9 protein-coding genes and 1 pseudogene are annotated in these 17868 nt (G+C 67.8%); 5 read left to right on the plus strand and 5 right to left on the minus strand.

Annotation, left to right across the window (positions count from 1 at the left end; translation table 11 throughout):
* Positions 1–84 precede the first annotated feature (84 nt).
* Positions 85–489 (minus strand): hypothetical protein, encoded by a 405-nt coding sequence (locus PBV52_RS17705; protein WP_274239341.1) that lies wholly within the window; start codon positions 487–489, stop codon positions 85–87.
* Positions 486–7661 (minus strand): polymorphic toxin-type HINT domain-containing protein, encoded by a 7176-nt coding sequence (locus PBV52_RS17710; protein WP_373921882.1) that lies wholly within the window; start codon positions 7659–7661, stop codon positions 486–488. The genes PBV52_RS17705 and PBV52_RS17710 overlap by 4 nt, the downstream gene beginning before the upstream one ends.
* Positions 7662–8230: 569 nt before the next feature.
* Here PBV52_RS17710 and PBV52_RS17715 point away from each other — a divergent pair.
* Positions 8231–11710 carry a DNRLRE domain-containing protein gene (locus tag PBV52_RS17715; protein ID WP_274239342.1) on the plus strand — a complete coding sequence of 1160 codons (3480 nt, stop codon included), beginning with the start codon at positions 8231–8233 and terminating at the stop codon, positions 11708–11710.
* A gap of 232 nt (positions 11711–11942) precedes the next feature.
* Complete coding sequence (locus PBV52_RS17720) at positions 11943–12548, plus strand: TIGR03086 family metal-binding protein (RefSeq protein WP_274239343.1); 606 nt, start codon at positions 11943–11945, stop codon at positions 12546–12548.
* 246 nt (positions 12549–12794) lie between these two features.
* Here the strand turns inward: PBV52_RS17720 and PBV52_RS17725 are convergent, their stop codons facing one another.
* Complete coding sequence (locus tag PBV52_RS17725; RefSeq protein WP_274239344.1) at positions 12795–13673, minus strand: helix-turn-helix transcriptional regulator; 879 nt, start codon at positions 13671–13673, stop codon at positions 12795–12797.
* A gap of 102 nt (positions 13674–13775) precedes the next feature.
* On the opposite strand from PBV52_RS17725, the gene PBV52_RS17730 reads away from it, so the two are divergent.
* Both PBV52_RS17730 and PBV52_RS17735 read left to right on the plus strand, forming a co-directional pair.
* A complete protein-coding gene (locus PBV52_RS17730) occupies positions 13776–14471 on the plus strand; it encodes an SDR family NAD(P)-dependent oxidoreductase (RefSeq protein WP_274239345.1) in 696 nt (231 codons plus the stop codon).
* Positions 14472–14580: 109 nt separating this feature from the next.
* A pseudogene (locus PBV52_RS17735) lies at positions 14581–14769 on the plus strand (DUF1048 domain-containing protein); the annotation flags it as partial.
* A gap of 48 nt (positions 14770–14817) precedes the next feature.
* On the opposite strand, the gene PBV52_RS17740 reads toward PBV52_RS17735, so the two are convergent.
* Together PBV52_RS17740 and PBV52_RS17745 are read right to left on the minus strand one after the other, a co-directional pair.
* Positions 14818–15024 (minus strand): hypothetical protein, encoded by a 207-nt coding sequence (locus tag PBV52_RS17740; RefSeq protein ID WP_274239346.1) that lies wholly within the window; start codon positions 15022–15024, stop codon positions 14818–14820.
* 256 nt (positions 15025–15280) lie between these two features.
* Positions 15281–16015 (minus strand): hypothetical protein, encoded by a 735-nt coding sequence (locus PBV52_RS17745; protein WP_274239347.1) that lies wholly within the window; start codon positions 16013–16015, stop codon positions 15281–15283.
* Between the two features lie 219 nt (positions 16016–16234).
* On the opposite strand from PBV52_RS17745, the gene PBV52_RS17750 reads away from it, so the two are divergent.
* Positions 16235–17824, plus strand: a complete 1590-nt coding sequence (locus tag PBV52_RS17750; RefSeq protein WP_274239348.1) for a phospholipase A2 — start codon at positions 16235–16237, stop codon at positions 17822–17824.
* The last annotated feature ends 44 nt before the right edge of the window (positions 17825–17868 follow it).

Genomic DNA, 17868 nt, shown 5'->3' on the forward strand with positions numbered 1-17868 from the left:
AGCTACAGGAAGAGGGGGCCTCGTCATTTCACTTCGACACCGGACAAGAATGGAGTCGACCTTCAGGAAAACCAGGGGATAGCGCTACTCAACTGCCGAAAACCATCCGCTGTGCGGCTCAGACAAACGTCCAAGCGAAACCAGTTTTCTGCACGCGGCAACGATTTCGTCCAGGCTTTCCGAGGATTCCTCGCCGAGACTTACCGAAAGCCTCCTGATCCTCCAGGCATCAAAGACTTCCGTCCCTTCCTCTAGGAAGTCCACGTCAACCTCGGCTCCACTGGCCTCAACGAAAAGGCATCCAGAACCATGGACGTTGTATTCAACACTTTCCTGGATGCGCCCGGCCTTCTCCAGGGATCGCGACCGATACAGGTGGAGGATGCTAGCCAGCCCCTGACCACCCGGGTGACAGCGCTGAACAGCGCTGCGCACCCGGGAGAGGGCCTGCAAGTACGCCTCGACTTCCCTCAAAGGCTGGCCTGTCATCGATACCCCGGTCTCTTGTACTTGTTCACTAGGCGGTCCGGCCCTACCTCAGCCCAAGCAGTTGTGATGTCATCGGCACCCCCGGGATATCTGGCACGAATGTCAGCATCCGAAAGCACCCGATACGGCACGTCAATCCCTGCACGCTTCGCCGCAGCAACACGGTGGTGGCCGTCCAGGACGTACAGGTCATCCCCGATCTTCGCCACGGATATCGGATCACCCTGCCAGCCATTCTCCTTCATTGAAGCAGTCAGCGAATCGACGTTCCTCTTGGACGCGTTTCCTGACAGAGCCTCCGTACGCCTGAAGCTGTGCGCATCCGCACTTCCACAAATTCCATTCGAATTGTGAACGAGGACTGGCGTCTGCCCCGCCAGCACATAGTACGTATGCAGATCGTCAACCGTGAGGTTATACGTGCGGGCATGCTTGGTGAAGGAACGGTTGGCGGTGACGATGACGGTGTCGCCTTCGTCGGTGAGTAGGGTCATGCCCGGCCTGAGGTTCCGCGCTTCGACCCACTCTCGCTCCGACGGAGACCAGAACGGGTGCTCGTACGTGGCCGTCAGCTTCTCGATGCCGTCCGCTGTTGCGATGGACAGCTCGTTGAAGTGCTTGTCGTCCTCAGTGACGATGAGGCGTGTGACTTTTCTGGGGCCGGACTCACCTGTGCGGGGATCCGTAGCCTTGACCTCGTCACCGACTCTGATGTCCTCGATGTCCTTGGTATTACCGACGGCCATGAGGACATCGGTGCCGGCCAGGAAGCATTGGGTGCAGCCTCCTGCCCCCTTGCCTGGTTTGCCGCCCACCGCCAATCGCCCTGCGCCCGCCCCGTCCCATGGGCCGGCAATTGCGCTGACCGCTCCCGCAAATCCCATCGACATGTTCCGGAAGTTGGTCATCACGGCTCGTGGACACGACTTCATAGCCCAACAGACCTGCACCCCCCAATGGCCGAGTTGCTGCTGCGCTGCTTCCGGATTTGTCCCATCTGTCAAATAGCCTGGAAGAACACCGTTAGTGGAGCTGACGGTGTGCACATATGCGTAGAAGCGGTCAACGAACTCGTCGCGCCCCTTCCACTTCTTCGAGATGCTGACGCCCGGAAATATCTCTGTGGGGTCGTAGTTGTAGCTGGTGGCCGGTCCGTTGCACGACGTGCACGGCTTCTCCCCGCTGCGCTGTCCCGTGTAGCCCGCGCGTTCCCCATCCCCCGCGACGGGATAGCCGTCTCCGCAGATGTCTCGCCTGCACAAACCCGAGGGGTCGCTGAAACTGACAGGGCTGTTGTTGGAGTAGGCGTACCCGTTCATCTGCAACGGATCTGCAATGTCGATAATCGGGTCCACGGACAGGAAGCGGCCCGAGTTCTGGTCGTACTCGCGGGCACCGATGTGGGTCAGGCCGGTGGCCGCGTCGTCGATGCCCACGCCCAGGTAGCCGCGCTTGTTGGGCCAGTTGGTCGGCTTGGTGCCACGGGCCTCGCCGTACGGCTTGAAGGCGCGGCGGGTTACGGGCTGGCCGTTCGACACTTCCACAGTTGTGTTCGCCGTGCCGAGGTGGTCCGCGAGCAGCACGTTCAGCTTGTGGCCCGTCGTCGCGCCGTTGCTCGTGGTCCGGGTGACCGTGGGTGCGCCGGGTTGGGCGTAGGAGCGGGAAGCCCTGGTGATCGCGCCCGTGGAGTTCGTCGTCACCTCCGTCTCGCCCAGGTAGAGCGTCGAGCCCGACGGTGAGTTCTCCACGATGCGGTTGCCGGCGGCGTCGTAGACGTACGTCGTCTTCTTGCCGTCGTCGGTGATCGTGTCGAGCTTGTTTTCCGGCGTCCAGGTCAGGGTCTGCGAAGTGGCGGGCAGGTCACGGGTCTCGGTGTTGCCCGCCGCGTCGTAGCTGTAACTGCTGCCCTTGCCCGACGGGTTGGAGCTGATCCACTTCATCGTGTGCGGCTGCGCGGTGGTGCCGTAGCCATACGTGTAGGTGACGTTCTTGGTCGCGTCCGCCGGGTCGTGTTCCGTCTGCGTGGCGCGGTTGCCCAGCCAGTCGAAGGTGAACGACTGGTGGTACGCCGTCGCGCCCGTGGCCACGGTCGTCGCGTCGGGAGCCCCGGCCGCCAGGGTCGACGACAAGGAAGCGTCCGGACTCGACTCGTCGCTCGCCGTGTCCGGGGCGTGGGCCACCGGGCCGGAGGAGGTCCGGTAGTCGGTGCGATGGCCCCACGTCGTGCCGTTCGACGCCTTGCATCCGGTGGCGTTGCCGGCCGGGGTGATGTTCGAGGTCCAGGCGTTCACCAGCTCGCCCATCACGTCGTACGTGAAGCACTGGGTGTCCCACGTGGCGCCCGAAGCCTCCGACAGCTTGCGGGCGTTCGACGTGATGGTGCCGGACGCGTCGTACGAGTAGTAGCTGTCCGTGATGCGGTGCGGTCCGGAGGTCTCGCGGTCCGTGACCGTGCGCTGGAGGCTACCGGTGTGCGGGTCGACGAAGTTGGTGGTCCAAACCCGATAGGGCTGGGAGCTGGACACCGTCCGCAGGACCTCGCCGTACGGCGAGTACGTCGCATCGGACGTGTACCAGGCGAGGCCGGAGGTCGACTCGGCCAGGCCGTCGCCGTTGTAGCGGGTGGCGACCTTCTCCTTCGCCAGTCCGCCCACGGCAGGCAAGGTGACCGACAGCGGCTTGCCGGTCTGGGTGTAGGTGTACGCGTACGCGTACGTGCCCCCCAGGCCCGTTGTCAGCGTGTTCGGCGGGATCACCGTCTCACTGCCTGTGGGCCGGTAGTCGGTGTCGTAGCCAGTGACCCGGTTGATGTAGTCGCCGCCCGACGTGTGCCGGGTCGAGGCAACCGGCTGGCCCAGCGCGCCCGGCAGGGAGTCGTACGTGAAGGACTTGACCGGGGCGGCGGTTGCCGAGCCCTCACGGACGAACGTGACCCGGTCGAGCTCGTCGTATTCCGTGTACGTCGTCCGCGACTTGGCGTCCGTCACCTTGACCGGGCGGTCGGCGTCGTCGTACCAGGTCTCCGTCCTGCCGGTGTCCGGGTCGGTGGTCGACGTCACGCGGCCCCGGGCGTCGTACGTACAGGTCCAGGTGTTGCCTGCCGGGTCGATGACCTTCGTGCGGTAGCCGCGGGCGTCGTACTCGTACGTCGTCTTGCGGCCGCTGTTCTCGGCGGTGGCGGGTTCCCAGTTCGTGGTGGCCGCGTTGTCCTTGTAGTGGCGGATCGCGGTGACCCGGCCGAGGGCGTCGGTGTACGTGCGCGTCTGCGGGGCGGTCGAACCCACCGGGTCCGTGAAGGCGCTGGTGTCCGTGTGAAAGGTGTACGCCGCGTACCGGTAGGCATCGCCGTGGTACGTCAGCTGGATCGACGGCCGCTCCAGACCGTCGTAGTCGTACGTGGCCCAGTTCGGGATCAGCGCTTTCGATCTCGGCGCGAACAACGCGGCCGCCGGCTCGTCCTTCGCGAGGTAGCCACTCGTCTGCTCACGGACCAGGCCATGGTCGTCGTACTTCGTGTCGGTGATGATCCGGCCGGGGCCGTGCGCCTCGGACTGGGTCTGGACCTGGCGCATCAGGCCGTCGTAGATCGTCACCTGACGGCTGTACGTACCGTCGTCCTTCAGCGTCTTCGTGGTGACAGCGGCGGGCCTGGTCTCGGCGGAGGTGGCCACCGCCGCCTGATACGCGATCTCCACGTCCGGGGACTTGCCGCCCGAGGAACGCGAAGGCGACCAGCCCTTCACCAGGCGGCCGAGGGCGTCGTACTCGTAGCGCGTGACCCGGCCGTTGGCATCGGTGGCCGTCAGCGCCAGGCTGCGGCCCGGGTCGAAGGTCGTTGTGACGGCATGACCCTTGGCGTTGATCGTCTTCACCGAGGTGACCGGCCCGCCCGCATCCGCAGGCGTGTACTGCGTCTCTGTGGTGCCGACCTCCGGCTTCGTGATGGTGCGGATGCGGCCCAGTGGGTCGTACGTGGTCTTGGTGACGACCGAGTACGAGGTTCCCGCGCCGTTGACCCCGGCAGCGGAGGTGACCAGCCCCTTCGTCGGCGTCTCGCCGTACCCCAGACCGTCGTAGGTGTTCCGCACCGCCTTGATGAGCTTGGTCGCCGGGTCCGCCGTGTCGTGGGCCGCACAGGACGTGCCCGTGCTGCGCTGCTCCTTCGGCAGACCGATCAGCCACGCGGACGTGTTGTGCACATACGACGTCTTGGTGCAGGTCTGGTCGGAGAGGGTCTCACCGGTGCTGCCGTTCGGCTTGACCACGGCGGTCTCCACCTGGATCGGCAGGCCGTATGTGTCGTCTGCCGTCGTCAGCGTCCGGATCGCCCGCCAACTGCTGCCGACCGGCTGGATCTCCTCCGTGCGCTCGATCCCGCTGCGATGTGCGAGCAGCGGATCCATGTCCGTGCCGTTCTCGGCCTCCCGCGAGCGGGAGGCGGTCTGCTTCGACCAGGGGTAGTTGAGCGTGCGCTTGTGGATCCGCTTGTCGGCGTCCCGGTAGGTGATGGTCTCCGCCGTCATGCCCGCGTACTGCGGTGCGTCGTCGGCGAGCAGCGTGTGCGTCTGCGTGGAGTCCTTGACCGTCCCGCCCACGCCCTGGAAGTACCGGGTCTCGGAGTACGACTGGGCCTGCGGGAAGTTCAGCTGGTTGCTGGTTCTGCTGCCCTTGGTGACGGCCACCTGGCGGTAGCCGCGCCAGACGCTGTACGTGCGCAGGGACGGGCGGGTGAACTCGTCATCGCTCTTGGCCCAGGCGGAGTCCATGTACTGGTACGTCGTGTGGACGGGCTTGCCGTGAGAGGTGACCTTGTCGGTCTCGGTCACCGAGTGGACGACGTACTTGTTGAACCAGGACTTCGCGGGTGTCTTCTCGTCACCGTCGGGCGACCAGCGGACGGGGTAACAGGTGCCGTTCCGCTCGCCCTTGTCCTCGGACGGCTCGGTGGCGCAGCCGCCCTTGTACTCGACCTCGATGTCACCGCCGTGCTCCGTGGCGACCGTGCCGATACGGGGGCGCGTGAAGGCGGGGCGCTGGTCGTTCGGGCCGCTCGGCACCAGGTTCGGCAGCTGGCGGTCCTTCAGGCGGTCGTGCAGGGGCGAGGTGGAGCCGACCGAGTACTCGGCGAAGCTGACGCCGTCCTTGTGCTGGAGGGTGCCGGTGGTGTCGCCGGGGGCGAAACCGCGACGGGTGATCGAGTTGAGCCATAGGCCGGGGGCCGTGTCGTACCAGTCCTCAGGGAAGGACTGGTGGAGCTGGTAGGTGTCCACCTTGCCGAGGCCGGTCTGGCCGGCGCGGGCGGCCTTCGTCGTCACCGTGTCCAGGCGCATCTGCGTCCAGAAGGACGGGAACGACGGGCACAGCTTCGACGTGGACTTGCAGTTGAGGTTGCCGGGGGTGTCCCACCAGGGGCGGTACGCGCCCGGGTCGTCCGTCTTGGCGAAGTTGGCGGGGTCGCAGGCCGTCTCCGACTTCAGGCAGCGCTGCTTGACGCCGAACTCGGCGATGGCGGACGGCTTGGTCAGGTCCGAGCGCATGCCGTACTCGATGGACCTCGGGTAGGCGTAACGGTCGTACTGCTCTGGGGACGTGAACTTCTTCTTTACGGCGTAGTAGTTCGTCTCCTGCTTCCAGTTGACGACCATCGCGTTGCCGTGCACGTCGACGACCTTGTCCAGGCCCCAGCGCCAGGCCTGCTTCTTGCCGGCGCCACAGCGAGAGTCGGCGAAGGAGGTGGCGTGGCAGGGTTCTCCGGGGTGGTTGCCGAAGACGGGGACGGCTGAGACGGAGTCCGTGTCGGCGTGGCCGCCGCCCACCTGGTTGAGGCCGAAGTAGTACTTGGTGCCGTCCCGGGTCGTGACGATCCAGTACTCGCCGTTGTTGTCGCCGTTGGCGCCGCCGGTGCGGCGCTCGACGCGAGTGCCGTCGTCGCTCTGGGGGCGGTAGATCTCGGTGTCGGTCTCGGGGTTGCTGCCCGTCGGCGCGTCTCGCACCAGCTCTACGCTCCGGCCGCCCAGCGACATCACCGCGTTGTACGACACCCAGCACAGGTCGGACGTCTTGTCCTTCTTGGCCGTGTTGTTGGGTGTGCCGGACTTCAGCGCCTTGCGGTCGTCCTGGCAGGTGCGGTAACGGCGCTCGATGTGGCCGGGGTCGTAGTCCCAGCCCTCTCCTATCCAGGAGGACTGGGGAGAGGACACCGCGACACGGCCGTCCACCGTCTGGGAGTTGTAGTTGAGGGAGATGGTGGGGGCCGGGCCCGCCGGAGCCGCGGGCACCATCAGCGGGTACGACCACGTGAACGCGCCAGAGGAACCGCCCGCCTGCCACTTGCCGTTGGAGACCAGGGGCGTGGCCTTGAAGGTGCCGCCCGCGCCGCCGCCCGAGTCGACCGCGCCGATGACCGCGGCGTCTCCGGTCGCGGCGGCCGGGGTGGCCGATGTGCGGTAGGCGGCCTGGGCGATGGACGGGCCGTCGGAGTCGGTGGTCGTCGCCGAGGCCGGGGTCACGGTGCCGTCGGCTGCCGTGTCGACCGTCGCCGTGATCGACTGAGTCTTGGTGTCGTTGGTCGTCTCCAGTTCCTCGTACACCTGGCACGCCTCGACGTCCGGCGTGGTCAGGTAGCACTCGGGGAACTGGACGAAGCGTAGGCGGGAGGCCCAGTCGGCGCCGTACAGGTTCTTGAACTTGGCGTAGCCGAGCCTGACCGAGATGGGGACCGAGCCGGTGTCGGGGGCCTGAACCTTGACGAGGGCGCCGTCCACACCCTGGGAGACGGGCGCCGCTCGGTCGAAGACCTGGACGGACCAGGTGCCGGTGGGGGCCGGCTGCTCCGGGGCCTGGCCGAGACTGACGGGGAGATCGTCGACAGGGGTCACGGCGACCTGCCGGGCGGTCGTGCCCGTGCGGGCCGAGGCCTGGGTGGTGGCCGACGCCGTCGAGCCGAAGCTGATCGTCCCGGAGTCGGCGGTCGGCGCGGTGGCCGTGCCCGCAGGAGCCGCATCCTGGTCCTGCGGGACCTCGACCTTCAGGGTCTCCAGGTCCCGCTCGAAGGTCTCGCCGGCGACCGGCTCGTCCTGGTCGAGCGCCTCCAGGTCCAGGGTCTCGCGACCCTTCTCCTCGACTGCCGGGTCGGGCGGCAGCGCCAACGACTGCGCGGGCAGGAGGCCCACGAGCAGGACGGCGCCGAGGGCAGGTATGACGGCCCTGTGCAGACGACGCAGACAACGGCGACGGACATGCGAAGAGCGACCGAACACGGCGAAGTCCCCCCGGACCACTGAGCGGGACCGGGATCGGACCACGCGTGATGCTGTATCAGATGATGCACATTCTGTGATGGCTCCGTGGAGTTCTGCTAGATCAGCTGTGGGGATGCGATGACCATCACGGTGCGTAACGCTCCATAGCAGTACGTGAGGCCCAGGCAGCGCTTTCCCGAGCTAACGGAAGCGCCCGCCTCTCCACGATCATTCACCCATTTCGCCAGTTCCACAGGCAAATAGCCCGGAGACTTCGGGACTTGAGTGGTGGTTCGCGGTGATTTGCTCCCGCGGTCAACGCTGCTCCGACCCGTTGTGGACGTGCGCGCACAACCACCTTTACGGCTCGCGTGGTCGATCGACTCAGCTCCGTCGCCCGCATGCGAAGGGTGACGACAGCCCGCTCATGGGTCATCATCGGCTCGCCCGGCCGCGCCCTGTCGCGCGCCGGTTCCAAGGGGGGAAGGGGAGCTCGACCGATGACGCGCAAGACGCGCAACTGGCGCCGTGTGCCCGGACGTCGGACCACCGCCGCCGTACTGACCGCGGCGCTCGTCGCTACCGGTATCACCTTCATCGGCCTCGGCCTGAACGACCCGGGTTCGCGCGACGGGTCAGACCGGGAGGCGAAGGCGAAGCCCGTGACCGAGGCGGCCGCAATCGCGCGGGCGGCGAAGACCGGCAAGTCCGTCGAGGTCACCGCGCTGCGCACCGCGCACTCCACCACGTGGGTGCGGCCCGACGGTCTGATGGCCAAGAACCTGTACTCGTCACCGATCCGGGCCAAGGTGGGCGGCGAATGGAGGGACATCGACTACGACCTCCAGCGAACGAAGGCCGGTTGGGAGCCCCGGGCCACGAACACGCGGATGGTGTTCTCGGCCGGCTCCGGGTCAAGTGACACGAAACAGCGGGCCTCGCGCTCCACCGTGCGCCGGGTCGCCCTGGTCCAAGGGCTGAAGAGCGCCGCCGCTGACGAGACCGCGAGCCCTCTGGTCACCCTGACCGTCGACGGCCACGAGATCCAGCTCACCTGGCCGGGCACGGTACCGGCCCCGATCATCGACGGCTCACGCGCCCTGTACCCCGAGATCTTCCCGGGCGCCGACCTGGTGCTGACGGCCGACGACGACGGGTTCGCCCAGTTGCTGGTCCTCAAGAACCGGCAGGCCGCGGCCGATCCGCGGGCCCGGCAGATCTCGTACGGCATCACCTCCGCAACGCTGAACTTCCGGCTGGACCCGGTCACCGGCGTCCTCACCGCCGAGGATGCCTTCGCCAACGAGGTCGCGATGTCGCCGACCCCGCTGCTGTGGGACAGCAGCGGCCGGCCGGCCGTCACCGACGGATCGGTCGGCGCCACCGCCCAGCCGACCACGTCGGAGAGCCCCGCACCGACCGAGTCGGCCACCGACGGACCGAGCGAGAGCCCGAGCCCCACCGACGAGCTCATCGAGACCGACGAGCAGGCGGACACCGCCCCCGAGACTCTGCCGGCGGCCACCGACGGCCCGGAGCCCTCGGTGTCCGAGTCCCCCCTGCCGTCCGCCCCGGCTGAGCCGACGCCCGCACCCTCGCAGAGCGGCTCGGCGGCCACGCTCAGCCTCCCCGGGCTCGACGGGCCCTCGCCCGACTCGCGCGGCGAGCTGGTCGAGCCCAGCCTGAGCGGGGCGAACTGGGTACTCACCCCCGACCTGGCCTTCTTCGACGACCCGACCACCACGTACCCGGTCTTCATCGACCCGTCGGTGAAGAAGCACACGCAGAACTGGACCACCGCCTACAGCCGCCACCCCAACGCCACCTTCTACAACGGCAAGGGCTTCAACAAGGGCGGTACGCACGAGGCCCGCGTCGGCTTCGAGTCGGACACCTGGGGCACCTCGCGCTCGTACTTCAACATCGCCTACGACAAGGACCTCAAGGGCACGAAGATCACCAGTGCGAAGCTGCGCATGCTGGAGACCTACTCCTGGTCGTGCAGCGCCCGTTCGATGAGTGTGCACCTCACCGGCCCGGTCAACGGGAAGACCAACTGGAAGAACGCCCCGAAGCTCCACGACGGCAACAGGTTCGCGACCAAGAGCTTCGCGCACGGATACAAGTCCGGCTGCCGGGACGCGTACGAGACGTTCGACGTGAAGAAGGCGGCTCAGAAGCAGGCGGACCAGGGCAAGGACACCATCACCTTCGGGCTGCGGGCACGGGACGAGCACGCGCAGTACGCATGGAAGAAGTTCCAGGCCAACGGGGACAACGCGCCCGTACTGGAGCTCGTCTACAACCGCAGACCCACAGTCGACTCCAAGTCGCTCGATCTCGGCCCGGACGCCAAGTGCACCACCACCAAGCCGTACGTCCGTATGGGCTCGGGTGACCTGACGTTCACTGCGCGGGCGTCCGACAAGGACAGCAACCTCGACCACCTCGATTTCGACCTGTGGCCGCACGAAAAGTGGCAGACGACAGGCGATCTGCTGGGCTCCACCGGCAAGGTCTCCGTCGGCGGTGACAAGGACACCGCGTTGCGCACGACGACGGGCTTCTCCACCAGCAAACTCGCCAACGGGACCACCTACTCGTGGCGGGTACGCGCCCTCGACGACGCCGGTGCCGGCTCGGGCTACGCACCGGCCAAGACGCCGTGCCGCTTCGTCCTCGACACCACCGCGCCCAGGCCGCCCAAGGTCAGCTCCACGGACTTCCCCAACGCCGACGGCAGCGAGAACGGCTTCGGCAACGACGCCGAGGACGCCAACTGGTCCGCCAAGAAGTTCGGCACACCCGGCTCCTTCACCTTCCGCGCCCTGAACACCGACGTCGTGCGCTATGAGTACGGCTTCAACTCGCCCACCTACTCCAGCAGCCTCCCCCGCACCGCCAACACGGCCACCAGCGTCAGTGCGACGATCTCCAACGCCAAACCGCCGACGGCCGGGCCCAACGTGCTCTACGTCAGGGCGGTGGACAGCGCGGGCAACCCCTCGGAGCCGACGAAGTACTTCTTCTACGTCACGCCCCGCGACCAGGCTGACTCCCCCGGCGATTTCACCGGCGACAAGCTGCCCGACATGATGGTCGTCACCGAGGCCGGCAACCTGGCCATGTATCCCTCGCAGGCCACCACCGACCTCAACAAGGGCACCGGCGACCTGAACTACTCGATGCCCGGCGCCTACCGGGACAACCCCGACAAGGACCCCAACGGCGACGACCTGCCGCCCTATGTTCCCGCGCCCAACGGCCACTTCAAGGGCGCCCTGATCACCCACAACGGCGACATCTACGGCGGCGACGGCCTCCAGGACCTGGTCGTCCGCGTCGGAGGGAAGCTGTGGGTGTACCCCGGTGACGGCTATGGCGCGGTCAACATCGACAAGCGCCGCGAGATCCTCCTCCCCGACGGCGCCCCCAGCCCCGCCGCCCTGACCCAGTTCGTGTCGGCGGGCGACGCCACGGGGGACGGCCAGACCGACTTCTTCGCCACCATCGGCGACGAGTTGTGGGTCTTCACCGGCTACCACGGAGCGACCATCGACCAGGCGACCCGGCTGTCGGCCTCGGGCTGGACCAGCCGGGACATCGTCACCGCGCTGGACATCAGCGGCGACGGCGTCACCGACCTCCTCTATCGATCCGACACGTCGGGCAAGCTCCTGCTCCGCAAGGGCATCGCTGCCTCCGGAGGCGGGGTCAGCCTCGCCTCCCTGGGCAGCGCCGGAAGTTCGGCCGGGGGTGAGGACAGCGAGTACGGCGCCTCGGGCTGGGCGGTCAGTAACTTTCCGCTGCTGATGGGCACCCCCGACGCCAACAGCGACGCCGTCCCCGACATTTGGGGCGTGCGGTCAGACGGATCCGTACGGCTCTACGCGGGCGGCCGAACCGCCGTCGTGCCAGGGTCCGGCACGGAGATCATCACGCCGGCGAGTTACTGGAAGACACGCATCGCCATCGGGTGACGCCAGTCTTCTCTGTCAAGTTCAGCATGTTGACGTGAAACGGCCGACCCGTCAGCTCAACCGATGAGCGGGCTGCGGCGTTCGACGGAACCCGGTGCCTCGCCGAACGATCGGTCTGTACGACGCTGGCCGGCGGAAACCGCAACGACGTCACGCAGTCGTCACGGGCCGAGAGCGGACGCATGACAACAACATTCATCACTGTGAGGGCACCACGAAAGGGGGCTCTCCGATGAGCGATGGCATGGTCTCCAGCGGTTGGGACGTCCTGGACGCCTCCCACGAAGCACTGCGCACGGCGGTCCGCGCCGTCCCCGCCGACGGCTGGCACCTGCCGACGCCCTGCGCGGGCTGGACCGTTGCCCAGGTCTTCCAGCACGCCGTCGGCGACCAGATCGGCTACGCCGCCGCGCTGACCGGCGAACCCGGCCCCGACTTCAACCCGTTCGACCCGTCGGGCGAGATGGCGGGGGTGGACCCGGCGGTGTTCCTGGAGGACGCCCTGGCACGCGCGGCGAGGGCGTGGGCGGGGGTCGACCGGGACGCCGCCGAGGTGCCCACGCCGGTGCCGCCGCACAAGATGTCCCCGTGGTCCGGCTCGGCGGCGTGCGGGCTGGAGGCAGCGGTCCACGCCTGGGACATCGCCATGGCGACGGGCCGGCCGTCGCCGCTCACACCCGAGCTGGCCCGCCCCCTCCTCAAGGTCGCCAGGGAGATCGTCGAGCCGCTGCGCCCCCGCGGCGCGTACGTCGCCGCCCTGGTCCCCGAGCAGGGCGACGACGACGTGGCGGTCCTCCTGCGTTACCTCGGCCGCGACCCCCGCTGGAGCGCCTCGTAGGAGCTGTCCGGTCGATCACGTTGCCGCGACGGTGACTGCGGCGGAGGGACCTGATGAGTGCAGCAGAGGTGCCTGCACTCGCCAGAGCGCGAGACCACCGCAGGCGCCTTGCCGGTATCGGGCCGGCCACCGCCGATCAACCGCGTCGCTCGCGTCGGCGCACGTCCATGATGAGAGCCGTGAGCGGTCGTTCTCACTGACGGACCTGACCTCTGCTTGCTGGACGAGATCCGGCCGGCCCGATCGTTACGGCGTAGAGAACAGACCGGGCCCCGGAGGCGAGGAGCCCTCGGCCCGGACGCCGTTGGTGACCCGCAGGAACTCCAGCTTTTCCGCATCGGCGGAACCCGCGGCCACCGTGTAGACGACGAGGCGGATGTCGCAGCCTGGGACGGTGAGCACGTCGCAGTCGCAGATCACCTCACCCACCTGGGGGTGTACCACGGTCTTGCGGGCCGAGACGTGCGGGCCGACCGTGCCCTCGTCCCACAGACGGGCGAACTCCGCGCTGGTCGAACGCAGTTCCTCGACGAGGTCGGTCAGGCCGCGGTCGCGGGGGTAGTCGATGAGAGCTGTGCGCAGGTCGGCGACGAGGGCAAGTTTCAGGGCGTCGTCGTCCTGGAGCACGGGCCAGGACGCGAGCCGGCTGGGCCCTGTGGCGAAGACCGCTCGTGCCAGGTTGCGCTCGTCGTGTGTCCGTGCGCTGGGGTCGCCGATCAGTACTGACCATGCGGGGGTCCAGGACAGCAAGGTCCAGTCGGCGCTGAACACGCCCACGGGGAACTCCCCGAGGCGGGCCAGCATCCGTTGGACCCCGGCCGGAACATGCGTGGAGACCGTTCCCTCCTGGGGAGGCAGGAGGCCCGCCAGCCGGTAGGCGTGATCGCGCTCCATGGGCTGCAGTTGCAGTGCCCTGGTCAGGCTCGCGACGACCTGTGCCGATGGGCTTTTGGCGCGTCCCTGTTCCAGGCGGACCACGTAGTCGACCGACAGCCCGGCGAGTTCTGCCAGTTCCTCGCGTCGCAGCCCCACCGCGCGTCGTCCGGGCCGTGAGGTCAGTCCGACGTCGGCGGGAGACAGGCGGTCGCGCCAGCGGTGCAGTGCCGTGCCCAGGGTCTCGTCCACTCGGCCATTGTGTCTGCCGGGCCGTCGTCGTGCCTGGTACTGGCTGTCCTACCGTCGCGGAGAGCACTGGTTGTCCTCTCGTCACGGGCCGAGAGTGGACGCATGACTACAACATTCATCACCGGAGCCAACAAGTCCCTCGGGTATGAGACCGCCCGCCGCTTGATCGAGGCCGGCCACACCGTCCTCATCGGTGCGCGTGATCCGGAGCGCGGCCGGGCGGCCGCCGACGCACTCGGTGCCCGTTTCGTCCAGATCGATGTGACGGATGACGCGTCGGTGGCTGCGGCCGCCGCCGATATCGAGGCCCGCGAGGGCGGCATCGACGTCCTGATCAACAACGCAGGCGTCTTCGGGACGCACAGCCCCGCCGACCAGATCACGGCCGCTGACGCCAGTGAGGTGTTCGACGTCAATGTCGTCGGGATCGTCCGGGTGACGCACGTGTTCCTGCCTTTGCTGCGCAAGTCCGCGCACCCGGTCATCGTCAATGTGTCCAGCGGTATGGGATCGTTCGCGGCCACCCACGACGCAGAGCGCGTCGAGTCGAGGAACCTCGCGCCGCTCTACACGGCGTCGAAGGCTGCCGTGACCATGCTGACCACGCAGTACGCGAAGTCCTGGCCGGACGTGAAGGTGAACGCGGCCGACCCGGGCTACACCGCGACCGACTTCAACGGGCACAGCGGCCCGCAGACAGTGACCGAGGGGACCGACGCGATCGTCGAACTCGCCGCCATCGGGGCGGACGGACCCACGGGAACCTTCCGCGACCGTCACGGTGAGATGGCCTGGTGATCCACCCCTGAATTCGGGCGTGCCCGGCACGGACGAGGGTTCCAGAGTGGCGAACTCGTGCCGAGATACTTCATCTCGGCGGGCATGGCCCCCAGGGTCGTCAGCCTGCCCGCCGGGCCCCTCCTCCCCTGGGATCGTCGACTTCTTCGAGGAGGGCGTCGCCGCGGGCGAGGGAGTTTTGGAACTCATCGGCACCGATGCCGCCGCGTTCTGCGACGACCTGATCAAGGACTCTCCCGCCTACGCGGATGCCCACCACGAGTCCATGAGCGGGAAACCCGGCGCGGCCAGGAAGTGACAGCCGCCGGACCGGTTCGCGACACTGCCGGTTCCACCACGGCGGGGTTCATGGCGTCGTCTGCGTCGGCAGCACGCGCACAATCGCATGTGCACGCCGGTCGGCGAGCTGCCGGTGCAGGTGGCTGTTCTCCACCGTGGCCTGGTGCAGCGCACCCACCAGTGCCTCGACATCAGCTTTGAGCTGGGTGATCTCCTTTGCGTCGGCTGCCCTGAGCTCCTTGAGCCGCCGGACCTGCTGGCGCAGCCTGACCATCGTCGCTCTCGCGCTCGAGGCCCAAGTCCCCGCAACGCGCTCACCCAGCGGCACACCGACCTGAAGGCGGAGTTCGGTCCATCGCAGAACCGGGCGAGCTCGTCCCACTCGTGGGTCCCCCGTTGTTGAGGACGATGCGGTACAGCCCCAGCAGCAGCCTCACGTCATCAAGTTCGTCGAGCGTCACCGGCAGCCGCTCCGGTGGATTCGGCACCCGCCCTTCCTCCCGCCCAGAAGGGTTCAGTGCCGTCGGCCGTCAGGACGTGGGCGCGTCCAGGTTCGGCTTGCGCTCCACGTCCAGGACGTTCACGCCCTCGTCATCCGGAGCGCCGAACGCCTCGGCGATCACGCCGGTACCCGTGCCGGTGACCTCAAGAGCCAGGTGGCTGCCCAGTGCCCGCAGGTCCAGCCGCGCGCGGGGCGCGCCCGCGTGATCCGGCATCCGGTGGATCCGTGTCGCCGGGTAGCCCAGGCCGATCAGCGTCCTGCGCATCGCCGTATGGCTGGTGACGTCGGTGCCTGTGAACTTCTCGCTGATGCGCTTGATGTGCTCATCTCCGCTGCACTTCTCCACGCCCGACAGCGGTACTTCCTTCACCTCAGCGGGAGCCGGGGCGTCCGGGGCAGGCGTGGACTGGCCGTCCTCCACCGGAACCGGGATCTCCCCCTCGCCGTTCGGGGTGCCCGGCGGAGTCTCCCCCGGCCCGTAGGCCGGCGGGGCGGTTATGCCCTCGGCGCCCGGCAGGTCTTCCGGCCGGGGAGCGCTGCCGTCTCCTTCGTCGCTCGGGGCATCGGGGGTGCACTGCTGCGCGATGCGGTTCATCAGCTTGAGAAAGCGCACCTCGGATGCGCCGCCCGAAGGGCTGGCGGTGGAGACCGTGTTGCCCGCCGGGGACGAGTCGCTGCCCCCGCCCTGCGTGCCGCAGGCAGTGAGCACTAGGCAGCCGAGCGCGGCCAGCACGATGGGCTTGGGGAGGGATAGGGATCTCATGCGCGACATCATGCCGCGCGATTTTCGCGGTGTGTATGAGTACTCGTACTCATCTCCAACGCGACGTCAACACCCCCTGGAACTGGGGGTTTTGACTCCGCTTTACATCTCTTGCGCACATGCGTTCGCCCCGCTTAAGGTCCACGATCAATCGCGATCTCCACGATCGTGAAGAGAATGAGGGGGACCATCTTGCGAAGATTCGCCGCACTCCCTGTGGTGACCGCAGCATCCATAGCCATGCTGCTGCCGCAGCAGTCCGCTACGGCAGCCGAACCGCCCACCCCGCCACTCGACGCAGGCCAGATCCAGCCCATCGGCCCCGGCCTCTACACGTCATCCAACGACACCTACGAGATCGTCGAGAACGACGTCCCAGCCGGACTGATGGGCCGCTCCCACGCCGTCACCGGCCAGGCCTCCGGCGCCGCCCAAGCCCAGGACGCTCCCGCCGACCGTTCCGACCTCGGAGTGTTCGGACCGAGCTGGGAAGCCGAATTCCTCGGCGGCCAGCTCAACCGCAAGCTCGCGCCAAGCTCCGGGCGGATCACCGTCACCGACCTGGCCAGCAGCGAAACCATCCGCTACGACCTGACCGACTCCATCGCAGGCCCCGACGGCGGCAGCATCAACACCTACACGGCCACCGACGGCTCGACCCTCGTCGAGAACATCACCTGGGACGACCTGGCGGGTGACCTGAAGACCACCGTCACCGAAACCGTCAACGTCGACCTCAGCCAGGCAGGCGAAGGCGACACCGGCTTCGAGGACGCCTCCGGCAACCCCATCCCGGCCGCCGACACCAAGCCCACCTACACCTGGAAGCAGGTCGGCGGCAGCGGCGACACCTGGCGGGTCACCGCCGTCGGCAGCAAGGCGTTCAATTCCTCCACCGTCTCCTACGACGCCCAGGGCCGTGTCTCGACCGTGAGCAACCCCGCCGGGGGCGAAAACCCGGCGCAGTCGCTCAAGGTGACCTACTCCTCCGCCACCACCGCCTCCGGCTCGACACTTGGCGACGTGGCCGGTCAGGTGAAGGAGATCACCCTCACCTCCGGCAGCACCGTCCAGACGCTGGCCCGCTACTCCTACGACGGCTCCGGCCTGCTGCGCAAGGTCGCCAACCCCGCCGAGGGCAGCGACCTCAACGCCTACACCTACGACGCGTCCGACCGCGTCGCCACCGCCACCTCCGACGCCGGAGCCAAGTGGCAACTGGCCTACTCGGGTGACTCCGCCACCCCGGCCGCGACGGAGACCACCGGCACCGTCCCCGACGGCGGCAGCACCTTCGCAGGCGCCCCCAGCATCCAGCAGGGAGAGGGCGTCACCCCCGCTGCCGAGGACTTCACCGGCTCGGAGATCAACGAACCGCAGGCCAACCCGAGTTACTGCTACCACGCCGTCCACTGGATGTGGTACGTGTACAGCGGCTGCGCCACCAAGGTCGCCCACTACGGCTGGCACAACCCGTACTGGAAGCAGACCCCCACCGGATACTGGGTCGTCGGCATCAACCACGACCACTGCACCTCCGCCGCGGACAAGCCGGCCGGCTGGGACTTCCGTGCCGCCTGCGACGCGCACGACTACGGCTACGGCACCATCGGCAACGCCTACAAGGGCTACAAGTGGTACCTGGACAAGGGCAAGGGCCTCCAGGCCGACTCCGTCTTCTACACCACCCTGTACTCCTACACGTGCCCGGCCTACGCGCGTAAAACCGCCTGCCGCACCACGGCCTACAGCTACTACATGGCCGTGTACCTCTTCGGCAAGCCGAAGAATGGCGCCAACGCCACCTGATCCACCGGCTGCACCGCCCCGTTGACTGCGAAGGGGGGCGGGCA

The organism is Streptomyces sp. T12 (assembly GCF_028736035.1).
GTDB lineage: Bacteria > Actinomycetota > Actinomycetes > Streptomycetales > Streptomycetaceae > Streptomyces.

Bases quoted from the DNA above. Each gene is read 5' to 3' on its own strand.
- PBV52_RS17705 (WP_274239341.1), bottom strand. From the start codon at position 489: ATGACAGGCCAGCCTTTGAGGGAAGTCGAGGCGTACTTGCAGGCCCTC.
- PBV52_RS17715 (WP_274239342.1), top strand. From the start codon at position 8,231: ATGACGCGCAAGACGCGCAACTGGCGCCGTGTGCCCGGACGTCGGACC.
- PBV52_RS17720 (WP_274239343.1), top strand. From the start codon at position 11,943: ATGAGCGATGGCATGGTCTCCAGCGGTTGGGACGTCCTGGACGCCTCC.
- PBV52_RS17730 (WP_274239345.1), top strand. From the start codon at position 13,776: ATGACTACAACATTCATCACCGGAGCCAACAAGTCCCTCGGGTATGAG.
- PBV52_RS17740 (WP_274239346.1), bottom strand. From the start codon at position 15,024: ATGGTCAGGCTGCGCCAGCAGGTCCGGCGGCTCAAGGAGCTCAGGGCA.
- PBV52_RS17745 (WP_274239347.1), bottom strand. From the start codon at position 16,015: ATGAGATCCCTATCCCTCCCCAAGCCCATCGTGCTGGCCGCGCTCGGC.